General features: G+C 52.6%; 21 protein-coding genes. 8 read left to right on the forward strand and 13 right to left on the reverse strand.

Annotation, left to right across the window (positions count from 1 at the left end):
• Positions 1–4 precede the first annotated feature (4 nt).
• Positions 5–721: a ComF family protein gene (locus H1D31_RS04090; RefSeq protein ID WP_261256279.1), complete on the forward strand. Its 717-nt coding sequence runs from the start codon at positions 5–7 to the stop codon at positions 719–721.
• Here the strand turns inward: H1D31_RS04090 and H1D31_RS04095 are convergent.
• Positions 706–3,252, reverse strand: a complete 2,547-nt coding sequence (locus H1D31_RS04095) for a M14 family zinc carboxypeptidase (RefSeq protein ID WP_261256281.1) — start codon at positions 3,250–3,252, stop codon at positions 706–708. The genes H1D31_RS04090 and H1D31_RS04095 overlap by 16 nt on opposite strands.
• A gap of 125 nt (positions 3,253–3,377) precedes the next feature.
• Here H1D31_RS04095 and nfuA point away from each other — a divergent pair, with 125 nt between their 5' ends.
• Together nfuA and H1D31_RS04105 are read left to right on the forward strand one after the other, a co-directional pair.
• A complete protein-coding gene (gene nfuA, locus H1D31_RS04100) occupies positions 3,378–3,956 on the forward strand; it encodes a Fe-S biogenesis protein NfuA (RefSeq protein ID WP_008609684.1) in 579 nt (192 codons plus the stop codon).
• A 120-nt stretch (positions 3,957–4,076) separates the two neighbouring features.
• Positions 4,077–5,084, forward strand: a complete 1,008-nt coding sequence (locus H1D31_RS04105; protein WP_008609685.1) for a polysaccharide deacetylase family protein — start codon at positions 4,077–4,079, stop codon at positions 5,082–5,084.
• Here H1D31_RS04105 and H1D31_RS04110 read toward each other — a convergent pair.
• The 5 genes from H1D31_RS04110 to H1D31_RS04130 are packed head-to-tail and all read right to left on the reverse strand — an operon-like array spanning position 5,081 to position 8,841.
• Complete coding sequence (locus H1D31_RS04110) at positions 5,081–5,719, reverse strand: SCO family protein (RefSeq protein WP_008950733.1); 639 nt, start codon at positions 5,717–5,719, stop codon at positions 5,081–5,083. The genes H1D31_RS04105 and H1D31_RS04110 overlap by 4 nt on opposite strands.
• Positions 5,709–6,620, reverse strand: coding sequence for a heme o synthase (cyoE, locus tag H1D31_RS04115; RefSeq protein ID WP_008609687.1), 912 nt, complete (start codon positions 6,618–6,620; stop codon positions 5,709–5,711). Before cyoE ends, H1D31_RS04110 begins: the two co-directional genes overlap by 11 nt.
• Before the next feature lies 1 nt (position 6,621).
• The gene (locus tag H1D31_RS04120) at positions 6,622–7,614 is read right to left on the reverse strand and encodes a COX15/CtaA family protein (protein WP_008609688.1); all 993 of its coding nucleotides are present in this window, start codon (positions 7,612–7,614) and stop codon (positions 6,622–6,624) included.
• Positions 7,611–8,120: a hypothetical protein gene (locus H1D31_RS04125; protein ID WP_065954871.1), complete on the reverse strand. Its 510-nt coding sequence runs from the start codon at positions 8,118–8,120 to the stop codon at positions 7,611–7,613. Before H1D31_RS04125 ends, H1D31_RS04120 begins: the two co-directional genes overlap by 4 nt.
• Positions 8,107–8,841 carry an SURF1 family protein gene (locus H1D31_RS04130; RefSeq protein ID WP_261256291.1) on the reverse strand — a complete coding sequence of 245 codons (735 nt, stop codon included), beginning with the start codon at positions 8,839–8,841 and terminating at the stop codon, positions 8,107–8,109. Before H1D31_RS04130 ends, H1D31_RS04125 begins: the two co-directional genes overlap by 14 nt.
• Positions 8,842–8,862: 21 nt before the next feature.
• On the opposite strand from H1D31_RS04130, the gene H1D31_RS04135 reads away from it, so the two are divergent.
• Positions 8,863–9,072: a DUF2909 domain-containing protein gene (locus H1D31_RS04135; protein WP_008950729.1), complete on the forward strand. Its 210-nt coding sequence runs from the start codon at positions 8,863–8,865 to the stop codon at positions 9,070–9,072.
• Positions 9,073–9,078: 6 nt separating this feature from the next.
• Here H1D31_RS04135 and H1D31_RS04140 read toward each other — a convergent pair whose 3' ends face one another.
• From H1D31_RS04140 to lexA, 5 genes are all read right to left on the reverse strand, one after another.
• Positions 9,079–9,957, reverse strand: coding sequence for a cytochrome c oxidase subunit 3 (locus tag H1D31_RS04140; RefSeq protein ID WP_261256294.1), 879 nt, complete (start codon positions 9,955–9,957; stop codon positions 9,079–9,081).
• A 1-nt stretch (position 9,958) separates the two neighbouring features.
• A complete protein-coding gene (locus H1D31_RS04145) occupies positions 9,959–10,513 on the reverse strand; it encodes a cytochrome c oxidase assembly protein (RefSeq protein WP_008950727.1) in 555 nt (184 codons plus the stop codon).
• Between the two features lie 8 nt (positions 10,514–10,521).
• The gene (gene ctaD / locus H1D31_RS04150) at positions 10,522–12,108 is read right to left on the reverse strand and encodes a cytochrome c oxidase subunit I (protein ID WP_065954872.1); all 1,587 of its coding nucleotides are present in this window, start codon (positions 12,106–12,108) and stop codon (positions 10,522–10,524) included.
• Positions 12,109–12,111: 3 nt separating this feature from the next.
• The gene (gene coxB, locus H1D31_RS04155; protein ID WP_008950725.1) at positions 12,112–13,182 is read right to left on the reverse strand and encodes a cytochrome c oxidase subunit II; all 1,071 of its coding nucleotides are present in this window, start codon (positions 13,180–13,182) and stop codon (positions 12,112–12,114) included.
• A gap of 418 nt (positions 13,183–13,600) precedes the next feature.
• Positions 13,601–14,224, reverse strand: a complete 624-nt coding sequence (lexA, locus tag H1D31_RS04160) for a transcriptional repressor LexA (RefSeq protein WP_261256303.1) — start codon at positions 14,222–14,224, stop codon at positions 13,601–13,603.
• Positions 14,225–14,360: 136 nt separating this feature from the next.
• Here lexA and plsB point away from each other — a divergent pair, with 136 nt between their 5' ends.
• On the forward strand, positions 14,361–16,817 hold the full coding sequence (gene plsB / locus H1D31_RS04165; protein ID WP_261256440.1) for a glycerol-3-phosphate 1-O-acyltransferase PlsB: 2,457 nt from the start codon (positions 14,361–14,363) through the stop codon (positions 16,815–16,817).
• Here the strand turns inward: plsB and tesB are convergent.
• Positions 16,802–17,671, reverse strand: coding sequence for an acyl-CoA thioesterase II (gene tesB, locus H1D31_RS04170; RefSeq protein WP_008609698.1), 870 nt, complete (start codon positions 17,669–17,671; stop codon positions 16,802–16,804). The genes plsB and tesB overlap by 16 nt on opposite strands.
• Before the next feature lie 61 nt (positions 17,672–17,732).
• Here tesB and H1D31_RS04175 point away from each other — a divergent pair, with 61 nt between their 5' ends.
• Both H1D31_RS04175 and H1D31_RS04180 read left to right on the forward strand, forming a co-directional pair.
• Positions 17,733–18,191 carry an EVE domain-containing protein gene (locus H1D31_RS04175; RefSeq protein WP_008609699.1) on the forward strand — a complete coding sequence of 153 codons (459 nt, stop codon included), beginning with the start codon at positions 17,733–17,735 and terminating at the stop codon, positions 18,189–18,191.
• A gap of 33 nt (positions 18,192–18,224) precedes the next feature.
• On the forward strand, positions 18,225–18,467 hold the full coding sequence (locus tag H1D31_RS04180; protein ID WP_008609700.1) for a hypothetical protein: 243 nt from the start codon (positions 18,225–18,227) through the stop codon (positions 18,465–18,467).
• Between the two features lie 85 nt (positions 18,468–18,552).
• Here the strand turns inward: H1D31_RS04180 and H1D31_RS04185 are convergent, their stop codons facing one another.
• Positions 18,553–20,292 carry a DUF885 domain-containing protein gene (locus H1D31_RS04185; RefSeq protein ID WP_008609701.1) on the reverse strand — a complete coding sequence of 580 codons (1,740 nt, stop codon included), beginning with the start codon at positions 20,290–20,292 and terminating at the stop codon, positions 18,553–18,555.
• Between the two features lie 262 nt (positions 20,293–20,554).
• Here H1D31_RS04185 and H1D31_RS04190 point away from each other — a divergent pair, with 262 nt between their 5' ends.
• Entirely contained in the window at positions 20,555–21,559 is a 1,005-nt protein-coding gene (locus tag H1D31_RS04190; RefSeq protein ID WP_008609702.1) for a GGDEF domain-containing protein, read from the forward strand.
• Positions 21,560–21,603: the final 44 nt, after the last annotated feature.

Genomic DNA, 21,603 nt, shown 5'->3' on the forward strand with positions numbered 1-21,603 from the left:
TAAAATGGATCTGCTCAACCTGCTGCGTGCTGGCTGGCAACGGCTGTTGCCCTCACCTTGTTTATGGTGCAGCCTGCCGGTAATCCATCATCATTTTATGCTGTGTCAGGCTTGCCGCAGCGCGCTGCCGCAGTTTCCGTATCAGCTGTGTCATTTTAACCTGTTGTTCTTACCTGCTGTGCAACAAGGGCTGCCGCAGTGCCAGTTTGACCGCCTGCTCAGTTTAGGCTGGTATCAACAGCCCTATCAACACTGGATCAGCCGTTGGAAGTATCAACAGGATCCGTATGCCGGCGCTTTACTGCAGCAGGAGTTTTGCGCGTTGTTGCAGCGATATCAACAAAGCCAGCCGTTACCACAGGCACTGGTTTATGTGCCGATGGCGCCAGCTCGCGAGCGGCAACGAGGCTTTAACCAGGCCAGAGTTCTTGCCGAAAGCGCCGCCAAAAGCCTGGGCATCCCGCTGCTACACTGCCTGCAGCGCTGTCGCACCACGGCGCCGCAGCAGGGCCTGAACCGCCAGCAACGTTTAGCTAACCTGCGGCAGGCATTTCGCTTAATTGATACGCAACTACCACCAAAACTGGCACTGATCGATGATGTCGTCACCACCGGCAGCACCGCCAATCAGTTAGCACAGCTGCTGCGAGCCGCCGGGGTGACAGAACTTAGTCTGTGGACGCTGGCGGTAACGCCAGCCTCTGCTCACTCTTCGATCTGAACGCTGGCGTTAAAGCCATGGCTTAAATACAGCGCATTAATCAGCAAACGGCTAGAGCCTTTAAAGTAACCGCGAAATACCGGGTTATCGCTCATGCCAATCACCCGGCCCTGCCCGAGATTATGCGCCACTAAGGCCGCGCCCTGCGCAATACGGGGAATAAACTCGGCAGCAGCATAGCCAGCCAGGTGCGGCTGGGCACTATAAGTTGCGACATTGACAAAGGGCGCCTGGCTGGGCTGTAACAACAAGGTGCTGTTTTTAAACAACGGTAATTCGCGCCGCGGTATGCCAAAGGTCAGCGGGTGGCTCAGATCCAGCTCAGCACTGAAAATGGCACCGGCGATCCGTTGCTGACCGCCCAGTTTTTCGCGATCGGCGTAGCGTAAATCATGTTGTGGGATCAGTTGGTTCATGTCCTGTACTGTCCAGACTCCGGCTTGCAACAGCTTGGCATCCACCAACCAGGCGGCACCGCGCTTCTGCCCCCACAACACACCACCTTGCTGTACCCACTGCCGTAACTTGGTTATTTCACTCTCTTTCCAGCTGCGGTAATCGCCATCTGGTAATAAAATATGGGTGTAGCGGCTCAGGTTAAGCCGGGACAAACGCTCCGGCTCTGCCATGCTGGGAGAGATGCCGGCTAACCGCTCCAGGTTGTACCAGAGTTCGCCGGCTTCAGTCGAGTTGACACCAGGACCCGCCAGCACCAATACCTGAGGCAAACGCACCGGTGTAAAATTATGGCTACCCAGATCACTGCCGCGGCTGGTTAAACCGGTGGTCAGGGTATGAACAGGCAAGTTAAAGCGCTCCTGCAGTCGCTGCAAACGGAAGAACCAGTCAGCATGTTGCTGTAAACCGGCAGCGACCACCATAGCGCCAGCGCGGAAACTACGCGAACCCTGCGGTGTACTGCCGGTAAAATCACCCAGCGCCGCTCTGACAATCAGCCCTTCTTCCAACATCGCCTGCAGCATCACCGGTGATAATTGATCCTGCCAGCCCAGCACATAGGCATAACCACCGGCCTGCATCGTCTGACTGCGGGCTCTGGGCTGTGCCTGCCACGGCTGCTCTGCTGCCGCGCGACCGGGTTCACGGTTCACCGCCACAAAATCGATATTATAGGCATAGGGTAAGGTCCAGGCCGAAACATCATAGAAGGTGTTGTCATTAAAGCTTTTTTCCGTGCTAAAGGCCGCTTTTAACAGCCGGTATTGTGTTTGCTGCAGCGGCACATAGTAACTCTGACCGGCGCGGAAAGTGCTTTGTTCGTATTGCCAGTCGGCCGTTAGCGGATAGACCGCAATCTGATGCTGACTCAGCAGTTGTAACAGCGCCTCCAACCGGCTGCGATCCTGGCTCTCAGTCAGAATATAGCCCTTAGTCCGCTCGGCGCGCGCCTGTTGCGCCGCAGATTGAAAGAATTCTTGTTGATAACTGAGTAACGCCTGCCGGTTAGCGACACTACCACGGATAGTAGACAGCGACGCATCAAACTGGTTTTTGATCGTTGCGGCAAAGGTTAGCAGGCCATTGATCGACTCCTGGGCATGACCGCGGCTGCTGGCCTGCTCGAACAAGATACCAACACTGCCGGTAACATCCGGATAGGTAGAGCCTTTGCCGACATAGAAATCATCAAAACTTTCTTCGGTGTAATATAGCTGGCCGCGCTGGTCAAAGGCCTGAGCATGAAAGCCGGCCAGGATCCGGGTCAATTCAAAATTGCGCTCCGGGGTCAGCGGATAGTTACGGCTGGGGATCCCTGGCTGAAAGAAATAGCTGGAGTTAGTGCCCATTTCATGGAAGTCGCCGACCACATTCGGCTGCCATTTATGAAACTGCGCGATCCGCGCCTGACTTTCCGGATGTTGCAGCAGCAACCAGTCACGGTTTAAATCAAACCAGTAATGATTGGGCCGACCATTCGGCCAGGGCTCAATATGTTCACGATGTTGCGGATCGGCCACCGGTGTTTTGCCGCGGTGCATATTGGCCCACAACGCAAAGCGATCGTGTCCGTCCGGATTCATACTCGGCTGGATCAGGATCACCGCCTGACGCAGCCACTGCTGTACTTCCGGGCTGTTACTGGCGGCCAGATAGTGTGCCAGTACCAGCGCTGCATTAGCGGCACTGGGTTCATTACCGTGCACGCCGTAACCCAACCAGATAATCACCGGGCTGTCATCACTTACCGCCCGGCTGCCCCGCACCTGTGCCAGATGCTGGCTGCGGATTTGTTCTAACCGCGCCAGATTTTCCGGCGCCGACACCACCAGCTGCAGTAATGGCCTTTGCTCATGACTGCTGCCAATCACTTCCAGCTCGGCCCGCGGTGACTGGGCAGCGAGCACCTCGAAATAACGCTGGATCTGGTCATGCCTGGCATGCCATTCGCCCACCGGAAATCCGAGCACCTGCTCGGGTGCCGGTACCTCAGTCGCCACCGGCTCGTCAAAATAACTTGCCTGCACCTGCCAGATACTGCAGAGCAGGATGATGCCTAACATTTTTTTCATTATTGTCTCCCCAGACTCGCGGCTAAGTTAGCCAGAAACTGCCACAAAACTCAAGCAGGGCTGGCATCAGACAGGTAGGAAGAGTATGATAGCTACATAACCTAGTAATTTAGTCAGGTACTACGATGATTACGATTTCAGAACAGGCTCAGGCACACTTTGCCAAATTGCTGGAGAAGCAAGCGGCCGGCACTCATATCCGGGTGTTCGTGGTCAATCCGGGCACGGCCCAGGCGGAATGTGGCGTATCTTACTGCCCGGCTGATGCGGTAGAAGACACCGATATCCGCTTACCTTTTAACGGCTTTGATGCCATCGTTGATGAAGAAAGTAAGCCGTTTTTAGTGGACGCTGAAATCGATTTTGTCACCGATCAGATGGGTTCACAGCTGACCCTAAAAGCGCCGAATGCCAAAGTACGCAAGGTGAGTGACAATGCCCCGTTGATGGAGCGGGTGCAATATGTGATTGACAGCGAGATCAACCCGCAACTGGCTAACCATGGTGGCCGGGTCAGCGTGATGGAAATTACCGAGTCAGGTGTTGCAGTACTGCAGTTTGGCGGCGGTTGTAATGGTTGCTCCCAGGTTGACCTGACCCTAAAAGAAGGGATTGAAAAAGAGCTGTTAAATCGCTTTAGTGGTGAGTTGGCCGGTGTGAAAGATATCACTGAGCATCAACGTGGCGAGCACTCTTACTACTAAAAAGCCAGCGCTTTTTATGCTATAACATGCTCTCGGACTGGTCGGCGGCCTTTGGGCGCAGCCGACAGCCGCCTTTCTGGCCGTCTTCGGTTTTTTTGGAGTGGTGTTTGGAGTGCTGTTATGCGCGCTTTGCTGTTTTGCTGTTTATTAAGCCTGAGTTTGCCCGCCTCTGCGGCTGTGATGCTGATCTATCACCATGTTGCCGAGGATACCCCCAGAGTCAGCTCTGTCACCCCCGCTGAATTTCGCGGCCATCTGCAGTATCTGCGTGATAATAATTTTCAGGTCATCGGCCTCGACGTACTGATAGACCAGCTAAAAAGCGGCAAGCCCATTGCCGATAACGCGGTAGTGATCACCTTTGATGATAGCTATGAAAATAATTACACCACTGCGCACCCGATCCTGCAGGAATTCGGCTATCCCTACACCATCTTTATCAGCCCGGGAGATATTGATAAACGCACCGGTCCGGTAATGAGCTGGCAACAAATTAAACAAATGTCAGACGATGGCGTTCTGGTTGCCAACCACGCCATGTGGCATGAGCATATGGCCAGACCGGAAAAGGGCGAATCTGAAGCCGACTGGTTAAAACGGATGCGCCAGACTATTCTGGATGCCGAGCGGCGGATCAAGGAAGAAACCGGTCAGAGTCATCAGTGGCTGGCCTACCCCTATGGTGAATTTAGCGCCCCGCTGGAACAACTGGTAACGGAACTGGGCTTTATCGGCATTGGTCAACAATCCGGTGCCATCGGGCCGCTGACCAAACTCACCCGCATCCCCCGTTATCCTGCGGCCGGTCAGTATGCGGATTTGAAAGATCTGGGGCAAAAGTTACGAACTTTGGCCTTTCCAATCACCGGCTATCTGTCTGCCGACCAGGTGATTAGTAGCAATCCGCCAACCTTACGCCTGCAACTGAAGATTGAAGATTTCCGTAAACAGCAGCTGCGCTGCTTTGCCGGCTCTGAGGTCCTGGAGCCAACCTGGTTAGATGACAATACCTTTGAAGTCAGGGCCAGTAAGCCAGTAAATCGCGGGCGCAGCCGCTACAACTGCACCGCGCCGTCGCTGAGTAAAAAAGGCTATTTTTACTGGTACTCGCAGCCGTGGCTAAATTAATAACCCAACTTTGCCAGCACCAACGGAAAATCGGCCAGTAGCTGTTCGGTATCAATGACCGGCACCTGGCCAATTGCCATTTCAGGTTTAAACATCGCTACCAGCTGCCCCTGCGGATTAATCAGCACCACTGAAGCGCTGTGGTCGACCAGATAATTTCCCTCTGCATTGCTGTTCAGTGCATACATCAGGCCCAGCTGCCGCACAAAGGGAAACAGCTGATCATGGCCGGCGGTCAGCCCCAGCACTGCCGGTTGCTGAAAGTAGTTTACATAATTATTGAGCTGCTCCACGCTGTCGCGCTGCGGATCAACCGAAATAAACCAGACTTTCAGCGGCTCCTTCACCATAGCAGCCAATTCCGGTTGCACCCCGGCCAGCTTGGCCAACGTCAAAGGACAGATATCCGGGCAATAGGTATAGCCGACAAAAGCCAGCGTCCATTGCTGATACAGCTGCTCACGACCGGTAGGCTGACCATGCTGATCGACTAACTGAAACTCCTGCAGATTGCGCGCCTGCGGATATACCAGCGCAGATTTTGGCTCAGCCGGCTGCTGCCATAGCTTATAACTGAGGCCACCGGCCACCACGGCAGCAATCGCCAGCAGTAAGTAAGTCAGATTACGAAACATAAAGCGCTAACACCTTAAAGTAATGGTCTACTAACAATAACAGGAAGAGTACCATTAAATGCACGATCGAGAACTTAAAAGTCGCCATCGCGGTGTCAGAGCCGGCAGCAAACTTCAACTTCCACGCATATTGTAAAAAGCGCAGATTCAGCAAGGTGCTGCCAACCAGATAAATAGCACCGGTCATCCCGACAATATAAGGCAGCAAGCACACCAGACATAACAACAGGGTATAAAGCAGGATAGCGCTCTTGGTAAAGTCGATACCGTGGGTTACCGGCAACATCGGCATATTCACCCGGGCATAGTCATCGCGGCGGTGAATCGCCAGGGCCCAAAAATGCGGCGGCGTCCAGGTAAAGATAATCATCACCAATAGCAGCGCATAGCCATGCACCTCACCGGTTACCGCCGTCCAGCCCAGTAACGGCGGCATAGCGCCGGCTAAGCCACCGATCACGATATTCTGCGGTGTTGCCCGCTTGAGAAACATGGTGTACACCACCGCATAACCAAACAAACTTAACAGCGTCAGCCAGGCAGTGAGCGGGTTCACCGCCAGATAAAGCAGGGCAAAACCTGCGGCCGCCAGGCTACAGGCAAAGACGATCGCCTGCTTGCTGCTGATCCGTCCGCGGGCAACCGGCCGGCTGTGAGTGCGCGCCATTTTGGCGTCAATACGTTGATCCACAACATGATTCAGTGCCGCCGCCGCCGCCGATAACAAACCTATGCCCAGGGTCGCACTTAACAACAGCCACCAGGGCGCCAGGCTATTGCTGGCCAGCACCATTCCGACCCAGGCGGTCAACACCAGCAGCGCTACCACCTTGGGTTTAGTCAACTCCAGATAGTCGCGCCAGCGCCGGCTACTTGAGCCACTGATAATTGCCGTTGCCATCTTAAGCCTCCTGCGGTTTGGGGTATGCGATCTGGTAGCAAATCAGCACTGACAACATCAGTAAATTCGCTCCGACAAAATTATGCGCCACGGCATTTAGCAGTGGTAAGTGCAAGACAATATTCAGTAAGCCCAGCGTCAACTGCACGGCCAATACCGCAGCCAGGGCCAGCGCAAACCTGCGCATCAATACTTCACTGGCCTGACGATACAGGCGCCAGGCAAAGGTCGCGACAATAAGGGTGGTGACTACAGCACCCAAGCGATGTAAAACATGAATAGTGGCACGCGCATCCTGCGACATCACGCCGTATTCGTAGTCATCATGGCCCAGGTGCAAATCGAAGGCTTCCGCAAAGGCCAGCCGGCTACTCCAACCGGCTTCACAGAACGGCAATTCGATGCAGGCCAAGGCGGCGTAGTTCGCTGCGGTCCAGCCACCCAGCGCGATCTGCAAACAGACCACCACTAAACTTAACAGCGCCAGCGGTAATAATGGCCTGAGCCCGGTATCCCGACTACGCCAGGCCGGCTGCTGCTTTAACCAGTAAACGGCCAACAAACTAAAGAGCGTAAAACCAAACATCAGATGCGCCAGCACCACTATCGGCAACAGGCCCATCGTCACCGTCCAGGCGCCGAGCGTAGCCTGAAAGATCACAATCAGCAGCAGGGCGGCCGGTAAACTGCGCTCCGTTTGTTGCCGCCGCCAGTGCATTACTGCCAGTGCTGCGATCAACAGGCCAAGCGTACCGGCCAGATAGCGGTGGATCATTTCATTCCAGGCTTTGGCATGTTCCAACGGCCGCTCCGGAAAGCGTTCTGCCGCCAGTTGCATTTTTTCTGGTTTGTGCGGCACCTTTAAAAAGCCATAACAACCGGGCCAGTCCGGACAACCGAGGCCGGCATCGGTTAAGCGGGTGTAGGCACCCAGAATAATCACCAGCATGGTCCAGACTAACGTCAGCGTGATTAATTTTTTTTGTAGGCTCATACGCTGGTCCTGTCGTAGTTCATTAACTTCATTAAATCGGCACGAATCGCTTTCGCCGTAGCGGCCATCTGTTCGGCCTGGGCCGGTAGCGGATACTTCAGAAGCGCCAGACCACGTTGATCAACCAACACAATATGTTGCTGTAAGTCGGCACTCAGGGCGGCCGGGGTCTCGGCCTGGGTAAACATCGGATAATCGGTCAGACTGGCCTGCCCCAGCAGCACCGGCTGCACCTGGTTTTGCTTGCGGCCCAAACCAATATATAACTGCTTAACGGTATGCAGCGCCTGCTGGCAGGGAGTAGCACATTGCTCAGCGACGACCACGATACGCCAGTGCTTGGGCACCTTACCGGCGTCAGGCAACAGGTAAACTTCCTGGCTTAACCAGTCACCACGACTGGAGCTGCCCGGGTTGAACCAACCTAATTCCAGCACCAGCTTCGCCAGCAACAGTGGCAGGGCACAGCACAGGATAAACAACAGCAGAAATTTATTCTTGTTCATAGTTTTTCTCTCGTTGCCAACTGGTCGCCAGTCCGACGGCCAGCACCGCGATCGCCAGACCAAACCATTGCAAGGCATAACCACGGTGTTTTTCCGGCGGCATCACCACCGGCTGATAATGGGGGATAAAGTCAGATTCCTGCTGCTGATACAACACCGCCGGATACAGTGACCAGGGTAATTGTTGTTGCAGCAGGGCATAGTCGATTTGCTGCATGCGCATCGGATAGCTGTCGCCTTCCAGATTCTGCCCCAGCAATAGTGCATTAGACGGCCGGCTGCGTACCAGGGCCGCTATCGCGATTTCTGCCGGGATCTGCGGCTCGGGCAGCAATTGCCGGTTGTGGCCGGCAGCGAGCCAGCCCAGATTCACCAGCACCAGCGTACTGCTATCCGCAAATTGCACCGGAATAATCACATCGTAGCCAACCTTGCCGTGCAGAATTTGATTATCCAGCAACCAGATGTAGGGTGGAACCCAATAGCCGGTGTCGCTAAGCAAAGCACCATCCAGTTCAGTTGCAGAACCCGCCAGCAGCTGCCGGCCGCTCACTGGTCCCTGCTGCTGCACTGCGGCGATCTGCTGTAACTGCACGGTTTTTTCGGCTGCCCGTTGCCATTGCCAATGTGATAACTTGATCAAAATGGCAAAAGCGGTCAGAGTAATTAATAACCAGACCCGGTTAACCGTAAATAATTGACCGAACAACTTAAACTGCATCAGTCAGACTCCGGAGTAGCTATGCTTATTAAAATCATTATCGGCGCACTGTTAATCTTTATCGTGTTTAATCTGGCCAGAGCCGGGGTGGCAATGGTGCGACAACAGGAGAGTACCCTGCCAATGTCGCACTTTCTCGGCCGCAGGGTCCTGTATTCTGCCATCGCCCTGGGCCTGATCCTGCTGGCGATTGCCACCGGCCTGATCACACCCAACCCGCGGCCTTACTAGGCCGCGTTACAACACATAAACAAAGAAGAACAGGCACACCCAAACCACATCAACAAAGTGCCAGTACCAGGCTCCGGCCTGAAACGCGAAGTGTTTTTCTGGCGTAAAGTGTCCTTTCAGCACCCGCAGAAACACAAAGAACAGGATCAGGGCGCCCAGCGTCACATGTAGGCCGTGGAAACCGGTTAACAGGTAAAAGGTATTGCCATAGAAGCCGGAATCAAGCCGCAAGCCCAGATCGCGATAGGCGTGCACATATTCGTAGCCCTGCAGGCATAAGAAGATCACCCCCAGCAACAGGGTAACAAACAGCATGCCCTTTAGTTGACCCCGTTTATTCTGCTCCAGACCGGTATGGGCAAAGTGCAGTGTGACCGAGGAAATCAGCAGGATAGCCGTATTAATCGCCGGCAAACCCCAGGCTGGCATGGCCTGAGTTTCTATACCACTCGGTGTTTTTACCAGTGGCCATACCGGCTGAAAATCCGGCCACAGGATGGCAAAGGTCATGGCATTATTGCTTGCTCCTCCCAGCCATTCCATCGCAATGACCCGGCCATAAAACAAGGCACCGAAAAAGGCCATAAAGAACATCACTTCCGACACAATAAACCAGCTCATGCCCTGCCGGAACGAACGATCCATCTGGCTGCTATACAAGCCAGACATGGACTCATCAATCACATTGCGGAACCAGCCAACCAGCATAAAGACCAGAATGGCTAAGCCCAGTAACAATAACCAACCACCAAAGCCAGTTTGTTGTTTACTCATATCAATAACATAGTGACCGGCGCCAAAGGCGATACAAAATAACGCCACGGCACCGACGATCGGCCAGGGGCTTTGCGCCGGGACATAATATTTTTCGTACGTTTTACTCATCTTATTCCCCAAGATTTTCAGTAGCGGCACTGCCCTGCCAGTTAGCTGTCACATCGTACAGGGTGTAATTCAGCGTAATAGTGCTGAACTGCGCAGGCAGAGCCGGATCAACGTAAAACTGAACTGGCATCAGCATCTTATTGCCAGCTGCCAGTTGTTGTTGGGTAAAGCAGAAACATTCGATTTTATGCAGATACAAAGCGGCCTGTCCGGGCGAAACTGAGGGCACCGCCTGACCGACAATCATCCGGCCGGTTGGATTTTCGGCCAGATAATTCATCACATGCACCTCACCCGGATGTACCGTCAAACGGCGGATCTCCGGCTGAAAAATCCATGGCATGTCTTTATTCGGTCTGGCCAGAAACTCAATGGTCACTTCACGGCTGGTATCAATACCATCTGCCAGTACCGTAGCCGGTACATTTGAGGTTTTGCCATTGATGCCAGTGACTTCACAGAACACGTCGTAAAGTGGCACCAGCGCAAAGCCAAAACCAAACATTAGTACCGTTACCAGTAGCAGTTTGCTTACCAAAGTCCGATGCAGCTGCATAGGGCCTCCTATTTCACTTCCGGCGGTGTATCAAAGGTATGGTAAGGAGCCGGCGACGGCACCTGCCATTCCAGACCTTCAGCGCCTTCCCATACCTGTGCGGTCGCTTTTTCGCCGCCGCGGGCGCATTTGACGATTACCCAGACAAAAATCAGCTGCGATAAGCCAAACAGGAAGCCACCCACGCTGATAAAGGCATTGAAGTCGGCAAATTGCAGCGCATAGTCAGGGATCCGCCGTGGCATACCCGCCAGGCCAACGAAGTGCATTGGGAAAAACAACAGATTGACCGAGATCAGCGAACACCAGAAATGCAGCTGACCTAATCTTTCGTCGTACATATAGCCGGTCCATTTCGGTAGCCAGTAGTAGGCAGCGGCAATAATGGAGAACACCGCGCCGGATACCAGTACATAGTGGAAATGCGCCACTACAAAGTAGGTATCGTGATACTGGAAGTCCGCCGGCGTAATAGCCAGCATCAAACCGGAAAAACCACCGATGGTGAAGAGTACGATAAAGGCCAGTGCAAACATCATCGGGACTTCAAAGGTCATGGCACCACGCCACATGGTTGCGACCCAGTTAAACACCTTCACGCCGGTCGGCACGGCAATAAGCATGGTGCAATACATAAAGAACAGCGTGGCAAATACCGGCATACCGGTGGTAAACATATGGTGCGCCCAAACCAGGAACGATAAGACTGCGATACTGGCGGTGGCATAAACCATAGAGGCATAACCAAACAACGGCTTGCGGGCAAAGGTCGGTATGATAGCCGACACAATACCAAATGCCGGCAGGATCATAATGTAAACTTCCGGGTGACCGAAGAACCAGAAAATATGCTGGAACAATACCGGATCGCCGCCACCGGCCGCATCAAAGAAGCTGGTGCCAAAATACTTATCCGTCAATACCATAGTAACAGCGCCCGCCAGTACCGGCATCACCATAATCAGCAGGAAAGCGGTGATAAACCAGGTCCAGACGAACAGCGGCATCTTCATCCAGGTCATCCCGGGCGCCCGCATATTCCAGATGGTGACGATCACGTTGATGGCACCCATAATTGAGGAAATCCCCATAATGTGTACCGAAAACACGAAGAGCGCCGTGCTGTCATTACTGTAGGTAGTGGATAGCGGGGCATAGAAGGTCCAGCCGAAATCCGGACCACCACCCGGCATAAACAAACTCAGCAACAGGATCAGAAACGCAAACGGCAGGATCCAGAAGCTCCAGTTATTCATTCGGGGCAACGCCATATCCGGGGCGCCAATCATCATCGGGATCATCCAGTTCGCCAAGCCGGTAAAGGCTGGCATCACCGCCCCAAACACCATAATCAGACCATGTACTGTGGTCATCTGATTAAAAAATTGCGGCTCAACAAACTGCATGCCGGGTTGGAACAGTTCCAACCGGATCACCATCGCCATGCTGCCACCGATAAAGAACATCACTAAAGCAAACACCAGATACATGGTACCGATATCTTTATGGTTAGTAGTAAACAGCCAGCGTTTTATCCCGGTTGGCTTATGGTCATGATCATGGTCATGCTCGTGTTCATGTGTAATAGCTGACATCGCTTACTCTCCCTTACCCTGCTGCACAGCGTAAACATCCGCAGCCTGCACGGCATCACCGGTATTATTATCAAAGGCATTGCGGGTATAGGTAATGACCGCGGCCAGTTCTTTCAGGCTGAGCTGCCGGCCAAAGGCCTGCATCGCCGTACCAGGTTTACCATTGACGATAATATCGATATGGGCGCGCCGGTCATTCAGCACCAGCTGACTGCCGCGGATCGCCGGGAAGATGCCGGGTAAACCGTTACCGCTGGCCTGATGACAGGCAACACACCAGCCCTGATACACCCGTTCACCGGTAGCCATCAGTTCTGCCATGTCCATATTCATCGCCAGTAATTCACGCTCTGCTGCCTTTGCTGCGGCAATACGGGCTTCTTCCTGTACCACCCAGGCCTGGTAATCCGCAGGCTCTTTCGCAATCACTACTACTGGCATAAAGCCATGATCTTTACCGCAGAGCTCAGCACACTGACCACGATAAATGCCAGGCTCATCAACCCGGGTCCAGGCTTCATTAATAAAGCCGGGGTTAGCATCTTTTTTAACGGCGAAGGCGGGCACCCACCAGGAGTGAATCACGTCGTCAGAGGTCATCAGAAAGCGAACTTTTTTACCGGTGGGGATCACCAGCGGCCGGTCAACTTCCAGCAGATAGTTCTCGCCTTTGGCCAGCTTGTTAGCAATTTGCTCACGTGGGGTAGCCAACAGGGAGAAATATTCGATCTCATGATCAAGATATTTGTAATGCCACTTCCACTGCGAGCCCGTCACTAATACGGTGACATCTGCAGCCGAGGTATCTTCCATCGCGATTAAGGTTTTGGTGGCAGGTATTGCCATACCAATCAGAATCACCACCGGAATGGCGGTCCACAGAATTTCAACCTTAGTGCTTTCGTGAAACTGAGCCGGCTGCACTCCCCGCGCTTTGCGGTGGCGAATGATGGACCAGAACATGATCCCAAACACCACTGCACCGATAACGCAACAAATCCAGAAAATTGTCATATGCAGTTGATAAACCTGCTGACTAATTTCCGTAACGCCCCGGGTCATATTTAAAGGCATGGATGTTGATGCATTTGCCGATGCGGCAAAAAGCAGGGTCGGCAGCGACCAAAGCAGACAACGCGCGTTTGTCACTGTACTTCTCCTCTGTCATTTGCAAAGCAAATTGCAGAAACCAAGTACACAGAACTACACGGTTTTTTTACTACCCACCCAACCGAATCTATGTGCTATACCCTTCATCCTTAAAGATTCGGGGATATAAGTTTCGCAATTTATTATTGTTATTGTTCTTGGGTTGATTTCGAGGCTAGCGCTGAAATCAGTAGCGGCACACCTGTTGTTATTTTTTCGCCGGCTACCGTCTAAGAATTATCCAGGATGAAGATTATGTAAACCCCTAAAATGCAAAAGTGCCGATAAAACCAACAGGTCATACCAGCACTTTTAAAAATAAGCTATTGAGAAATTTTATAAATTATAACCAGCTACCGTTACGGATCACCCCAACTGCCAAGCCTTCTATGGCGAAAAATTGCTGTCGCAAGTCAACTTTTATCACCTCAAAATCCGGATTTTCCGGTAACAGCAATACCTGATGGCCATCGCGCTGAAAGCGTTTTACCGTGACTTCATCATCGACCCGCGCGACGATGACCTGACCTGGCTGCGCCTGCTGGGTTTTGTGCACGGCCAGTAAGTCGCCATCCAGAATACCGATATCCTGCATACTCATACCTTGCACCCGCAATAAGAAATCAGCATGCGGTTTAAACAGGTTGGCATCGATCTGGTAATGATCCTGGACATGCTCTGCTGCCAGGATCGGCTGACCGGCGGCGACTTTACCAATTAATGGCAAACCCAGTTGCTCCGGGGGCGCGTCCTCTTCCAGTAAACGGATCCCACGAGAGGTGCCGGGTAACATCGCGATCACACCTTTCTTGGCCAGAGCTTTTAAATGTTCTTCCGCTGCGTTAGCTGACTTAAAGCCCAGCCGCACGGCAATTTCTGCCCGCGTCGGCGGCATACCGGTTTCCTGTTGATAATCCTTAATCAGCTGCAGAATTTCTGCCTGTCGTGGAGTAAGAGGTCTGTTCATGCTGGCTACCCATACAGTATTTACTGTGAGTATATACAGTCTTTCTGGCCTTGCCAAGTTTTCAGCGCGAACAAAACTTGCTGCTATGATCAGCTATGCTATTCTTAGCGCCCATTTTTTTCAGGTCAGTAAGGTTATGTTGTCAGGCTTTAAGCTGTTTACCAAACTGTTACGATGGCCCATCCGGCTGTTGGTGAAATATAAAATTGTGCCCGATAATCCTCTGCATGCGCTTGGAGTCGAGCCCGGACGGCCCTTGCTGTATATCTGCCATACTGAGTCCGCCAGCGATTTGGCAACCTTACGCCGGGTATGTCAGCAGTTACAATTACCTGATCCGCTATCGAAGGTGCAATTAGGGTCACAGCTATTACCACGAACCCTGTTTCTGGAGCAACCACACCGGCTGATCGGCGGGCGTGGCAAAACCCGGGCCCTGCAACAAGGCCAGCAATTGTTAGCCGCCCATCTGGCACAGCCTGAGCTAAGAGCGCAGTTAATGCCGGCTGCCATTTTATGGGGCCGGGCACCGGGTAAAGAGAACAGCATTAAATGGCTGATTGGCGAAGCACACTCACCAAACTGGCTGGCAAAATTACTTATTGTGCTAATTTCCGGACGCCATACGCTGGTGCGACTGAGTAAACCCGTGGATCTGCAACAAATGGCGGCCCAGTTTGGTTCCGCACCGGAAACGGCGCGTAAACTGTTACGGATGTCGCGGATCCACTTTTACCGGCAACGGCTGGCGGCAACCGGGCCCAAACTGATGCAACGTAATCAGTTATTTAATGCGTTATTGGCTTCACCGGCGCTGAAAAAGGCCATTGCCGACGAGGCCGAGACTAAACGCATCAGTTATCAGGCGGCCCAGCAGGAAGCCCGCAAGTTATTGCAGGAAATTGCCGCAGACTACCGCACCTCGACACTGCGCTTTGGCGACCGTATCCTTAGCTGGTTATGGCAAAAACTCTACTACGGTATCAAGGTAAAAAATGCCGATCAGCTGCGCGAGCTGGCACAAAAAGGGCACGAAATTGTCTATGTCCCCTGTCACCGCAGCCATATGGATTACTTATTACTTAGCTACATCATCTATCATCAGGGCCTGGTGCCGCCGCATATTGCGGCCGGTATTAATCTGAACTTCTGGCCAGCCGGTACCATTTTCCGCCGCGGTGGCGCTTTCTTTATCCGACGCAGCTTTAGTGGCAACAAGCTGTACTCAGCCGTATTCCGTGAATACCTGAGTTTGTTGTTTATCAAAGGTTATGCCGTCAAGTATTACACTGAAGGCGGTCGCAGCCGCACCGGCCGGCTGTTGCAGCCCAAAACCGGCATGCTGGCGATGACAGTACAGTCGATGCTACGCGGTATCGATCGCCCGGTCACGCTGGTACCGGTGTATCTGGGTTACGAGCATGTGATGGAGGTCAATACCTACCTTAGCGAACTGCAGGGCTCAGGTAAGCAAAAAGAATCGGTGTTTGGCGTACTGAAGGCAATCCGTAATCTGCGCGATTATGGCTATGGCTATGTCAACTTTGGCGAGCCGATTTCACTGAACCAGTATCTGAGCCAGCAAGTGCCAGCGTGGAAAAGTGAAATTAACCCACTGGAAGCACCTAAACCGCAGTGGTTAAATCCGGTGACCGGCAAGTTGTCCGAGCAGATTATGCGGCATATCAATCAGGCGGCGGCATTGAACAGCATTAACCTGATTGCCCTCTGTTTGCTGGCCAGCGATAAGCATAGCCTGACCCGGCAAGAGCTGGTGCAACAGCTGCAAGCCTATCTGACGCTGCAGCAAGCAGCACCCTATCATGCTAATGTCAGCCTGCCAGAACAAAGTGCCGAGCAAATGCTGGAGCATGCGGCCAAGATGCAAAAAATCATGCTGACGGCAGACAGTTTCGGTGAACTGGTCAGTCTAAGCCCGCAGCAAGCGGTACTGATGAGTTATTACCGGAATAATATTCTGCATCTGTTTATCCTGCCGGCCATTCTGGCTTCAGCTGTGCTCAGACAACAGCGACTCAGTTTGACTGAATTGCAAAGCCTGGCCGAACAACTGTATAGCCTGTTAAAACATGAGCTATTTTTGCAGGTGCCCTCACTGCAGCACTATATCAGGCAACTGGTGCAACAACTGCAGGCGCAGGGGTTATTAATACAGGACGGCGAAGATTATCTGGCACCACCGCAGCACAGCCGCGAATATATGATGTTAGATTTACTGGCGCACAATGCCGAACATACGCTGCAGCGCTATGCCATGGTCTTTAACCTGCTGCGGGCGCATGGCCCGCTGCCGCGCCCGGAGCTGGAGCAGCAAAGCCATCAGCTGGCGCAACGTTTACTAACCTTGCATGGCATCAATGCGCCGGAATACTACGACAAGAATCTGTTTGCCGGCTTAAGCCAGGCATTAAAACTGGAGGGTTACTGTCAGTCAGATCAGGACAACCGGTTACAGGCAACGCCAGCCTTGTCGCGGCTGGCGGCTACCGTTAACTTGCTGTTGCGTAGCGAAGTGTTACAGAGTATTCACAGCATTATGCCGGAGGCCGCAACCACTCAACCCGGCTCCTGATACTCGCGGATCACCCCTTGCTGGATAGTGGTCGCCACCAGTTTACCATCGCGGGTAAAAAACTGGCCTTGCACTAAACCCCGGCCGCCGGATGCGGCCGGGCTATCCACAGCGTAGAGCAACCAATCATCAAAACGAAAATCCTGATGAAACCACATGGCATGGTCGATAGTGGCGACCTGCATATTTTTCGCCATAAAAGAACGACCATGCGGCTGCAAAGCAGTAGGCAGAAAGTTAAAGTCTGATGCATAGGCCAGCAGATATTTATGCACCCGCAGATCATCTGGCATGCTGCCATTGGCTTTAAACCAGACATAACGCTTTGGCGCACTGACCACCGGCGAAAACGGATTTTGAAAATCCACCGGCCGCATTTCGATCGGTTTTTCGCAGATAAACTTACTGCGTAACTTTTCCGGAATTTGCGCCGCATGCTGTTGGTAGAAATCGAGATCCGATACCAGCTGATCCGGGCCCGGTACCTGTGGCATGTTGAGCTGATGTTCAAAGCCCAGCTCCTCATCCTGGAATGACGCCGTCATATAGAAGATCGGTTTACCATACTGAATGGCACTGACCCGGCGGGTACTAAAGCTTTTGCCATCACGGATATTGTCAACTTCATAGACAATCGGCTTGCTGGCATCACCCGGGCGTAAGAAATACGAATGGAACGAATGTAATTTACGCTCTTCGGGCAGCGTTTCTTTGGCTGCCGATAGCGCCTGGCCCATCACCTGACCACCGAACACCGCCTTAAACCCCAGATCCTGACTTTGGCCGCGGTATAAGCCCAACTCTATGGTCTCAAGTTTCAGCAGTGATAATAAATTCGCAAGTACCTGACTCATACGGTAACCTTTTCCGCTAGCAAGAGGGGTTATTCTGCCGTAATTACCGGAGCCTGGCAAAATGAACTATTGGTTATTTAAAACTGAACCCAGCGAATGCAGTATTGACGATTTTGCGCGCGCACCGACAACCCCTATTGTTTGGGAAGGTGTGCGCAATTATCAGGCGCGAAACTTTCTGCGCGATGGTGTCGTGGTCGGCGATCAGGTGTTGATCTACCATTCCAGTTGCAAAGACATTGGTGTGGCCGGAATTGCGGAAGTGGTCAGAGCAGCTTATGCTGATCCCAGTCAATTTGACCCCCGTAGCCCTTATTACGATGCGAAAAGCTCGCCGCAGCAACCGCGTTGGGTCGCCGTCGATTTGCGTTTTGTAAACAAATTACCCAGACTAATAACACTGGACAAAATTAAAAGCTCGGCTAAGATGGCTGAGTTGCCTGTTGCACAAAAAGGCAGCAGATTGTCAGTGATGCCAGTTACGATACAACAATGGCGGGATCTATTAGCGTTACAATAGTCCCTCACTTAATCCTGTGTTTTGGAGCCCGTTATGCTAGCTATACAGGTACAGGAAAGGCGCCAGACGGAAAAGGACCTTAATTATTTTTGGGATCAGTTAAGTTTAGCGCAGAAATTCTCGGTCGCTGAATTGCAGCGTTATGGCTACCAGCTACAATTTGTCCGTCATTTACCGTATGGCAAGCTTGCGGTACTGGATTTTGACGGTAAGCTGGCGGCGATTGACCAGGAAGGCCAGATTGATACTGCCCCTGATATTGTCCTTCGGGGTTAGATATTAATTTCTGATACTGATTCAGTTTTCCAGATAGAGATAGATGACAACGCCGGCTTAGCCGGCGTTCTCTTTTTATGTCCTGTTAGGAGCCGCTGAGTTGCTGCTGGATATAATTTTGTACCTGCTGTTCCAACACCGCCAGCGGTACACTGCCATTACCCAGCACGACCTGATGGAAAGCTCGGATATCAAATTTATCCCCCAGTTGCTGTTCCGCCTGTTGCCGCAACCGGCGAATGGTCAACTCACCCAGCTTGTACGACAGCGCCTGTGCCGGCCAGCTGATATAGCGATCAATTTCCGTTTGCACATTGTGCATTGATAAGGCGGTATTTTCGGCCAAAAAGTCGATCGCTTGCTGCCGGCTCCAACCCAGACTATGCATGCCGGTATCTACGACCAGCCGCGCAGCACGCCACATCTCATAAGTCAGACGGCCAAAATTACTGTATGGGTCCTGATAAAAGCCCATTTCCAGCCCCAGATACTCGGCATACAAACCCCAGCCCTCGCCAAAGGCTGAGGTGTAGAAGGTACGTCGATAGTCCGGTAAATCGCCTTGCTCCCGCGCCAGGGAGATCTGTAAGTGGTGGCCGGGTACCGCCTCATGCAGTGTCAGAGCTTCCATTTCATACAGTGGTCGCCGGTTCAGGGCATAGGTATTCACCCAGTAGTAACCCGCCTGATCGTCACGGGCAGCACCGGAGTAGCGGCCAGTCGTATATTTGGGAGCAATTTCTGCCGGCACTTCTACCACGCCATAAGGCGTGCGTGGTAATAGTTTAAAGAAGCGCGGTAACTGGGCATCGGCCCGCTTCGACAACCAGGCGGCATAACGCAGCAGCTCATCGGCTGATTGCGGGTAGAATTGCGGATCTTCGCGCAAGAACTGCACAAAATCGGCAAAGCTGCCGGTAAAGCCAAGACTATCAATTACCTGCTGCATCTCAGCACGGATCCGCGCCACTTCCGCCAGACCAATGTCGTGTACCTGCTGCGGCGTCATCTGTAGCGTGGTGTAGTGCTCCAAGCGATTTTGGTAGAACGCCGCGCCATTTGGCAAGGTGCTGGCAGCAATATCCTGGCGTGCGCCCGGTAAGTATTGCTGCACCATAAAATCGTAGAAGCCCTGAAACGCCGGATTCACCGCCGTCTCAATTATGCCGAGGGCCTGCTGCCGGAAGCTTTGCCATTCCTGCTCACTGATCAGGTCTGATTTGCGCTGTAGCGGCTGAAAAAACACGCTTTGCTCAGGCAGGGCAATATAGGAACTGATACTTTGCTCAAAACCCGCCAGCACTACCGCCGGCTGGGTAATACCTTGGTCCAGGCCCTGCTGCATCAGCGCGATCTGTTGCGCCATATAACCGGGAATCGCGGCCAACCGTTGTAAATATTGCTGGTAATCATCGACTTGCCGTAAAGCAGAGCGCTGAAAACTAAACGCCAGCGAGGTATGAAAGCCCGATTCAGAGGTCAATGGCATCAAATGCGCATTAAATTGATACTGATCGATCTCATCCGCCAGCCGATAACTCAGAATGGCGTGATTAATCTTATCCTGTTCGCTCAGCCGCGTCAGGTCAACCGCCTGTAACTGCTGCTGCAATGCCAGCCGTTGTTGTTGCCGTGCAGCCAGTGCTGCCGGCGACATATCGGTTAAGGTACCCGGTGCTGGCGTACGCAGGGCGGTTTCAGCCTGCCAAATCTGCTCAGCCAGTTGGCTAAAGCCCGGCGCCACAGCGTCCGGAGTCTTACTGGCACAGCCTGCCAACAGCAGTATCGCAGCAATCAGACTGAGGGGTTTTGCTCGTATTTGCATCAGTGATTCCCTGTTATTTTGATTTTCTTTCCTTGATTGTACCTGTCTGACCGCAAAAAAGCAGAGCACGGAACCGATTAAACCGGCACTTTATCGCTATTTTCGGCAATCTGAACTCCGGCGCACTGCGAATTTCAATACAATCACTAAATTATCTGTAAAAGATATTGCCTGTAATCTTTTATCACGTACTATAGGTTTGAAAGAATAATAAGATTGCGCTGATGGAGCCCTGATCCCTGCCATGAAGTACAAGGACACGATGCAGCAAGCTTTGGACAAAGCAACGCAGGTAGGTGCCTTTTTGCGCCATAACCAGCTTGCCGCGCATCCGACCAATTACACTGTTGCCTACGAATACATCAGTGGGAATAACGCTGAACTGTGTCAGGCGATAGAACAGAAACTGGCAGCTAAGGCCGAGTTTGACGACTTTATTATGGCGGAGCTGTACAACCGCTATTTAATGCCGGAACATCAGCAACAGGAGCAACTGTTGCAGGATGTATCAGGTATGGTCAGCCGGCTTTCCGGTTACACTGACCTCGCCGCTGAAGCCACCGAAAACTTTATCGACCAATTGGATCATACCGCCTTTAAGCTGGAGCAAGATGCCCAGCCGATGCCTCCGGCGCTGGCCGAATTGAAACAAGTCACCCTCGCCTACCGTAAACAGCAGCAACAATTGAATCAGCAACTGGTGGCGGCAAACCAGCAAAGCCATCAGCTGCGTGATGAGCTGGAACAACTAAAACAGCAACGACTGCAAGATCCCCTGACTGGCTTGTATAACAGGGTGGCGATGCAAAATCAGGTTGAGCTGTGGTTAAGCGAACAACCTGACCGACGCATCGCGGCTATTGCGGTAGATTTGGATCACTTTGCCCGTTTTAATCAGGATTATGGCGCCACCATTGGCGATATTATTTTGTCCAAGGTGGCGAAAAAAGTGCGCAGCTATGTACAGGAAAGTGGTATGCCGGTGCGCTCTGGCGGGGAAGAGTTTTTACTGCTGCTACCCGATGTAGACCTGAGAACCGCCGCCGAAATTGCCGAACAAGTCCGCAAAGGCGTTGAGAAACTGCGTTTTGTCTCCGCCCGGGATAAGAAAAGCTTACCGAAAATCACTATCTCACTGGGTGTGGCACTGTATCAGGCATCGGAAAACTGGTATCAGTTTTTATCGCGCACCAATAACGTGTTACAGCTGGCAAAACAACGTGGCCGCAATCAGGTTGCCAACGAGGCCATGCTGGCCGCTGTCTGACGGGCGTGTTGCATATTTTTTAACGGGATCCCCTCTGGTTGTTG

It is taken from the genome of Alishewanella sp. BS5-314 (assembly GCF_025377695.1).
Lineage (GTDB): Bacteria > Pseudomonadota > Gammaproteobacteria > Enterobacterales > Alteromonadaceae > Alishewanella > Alishewanella aestuarii.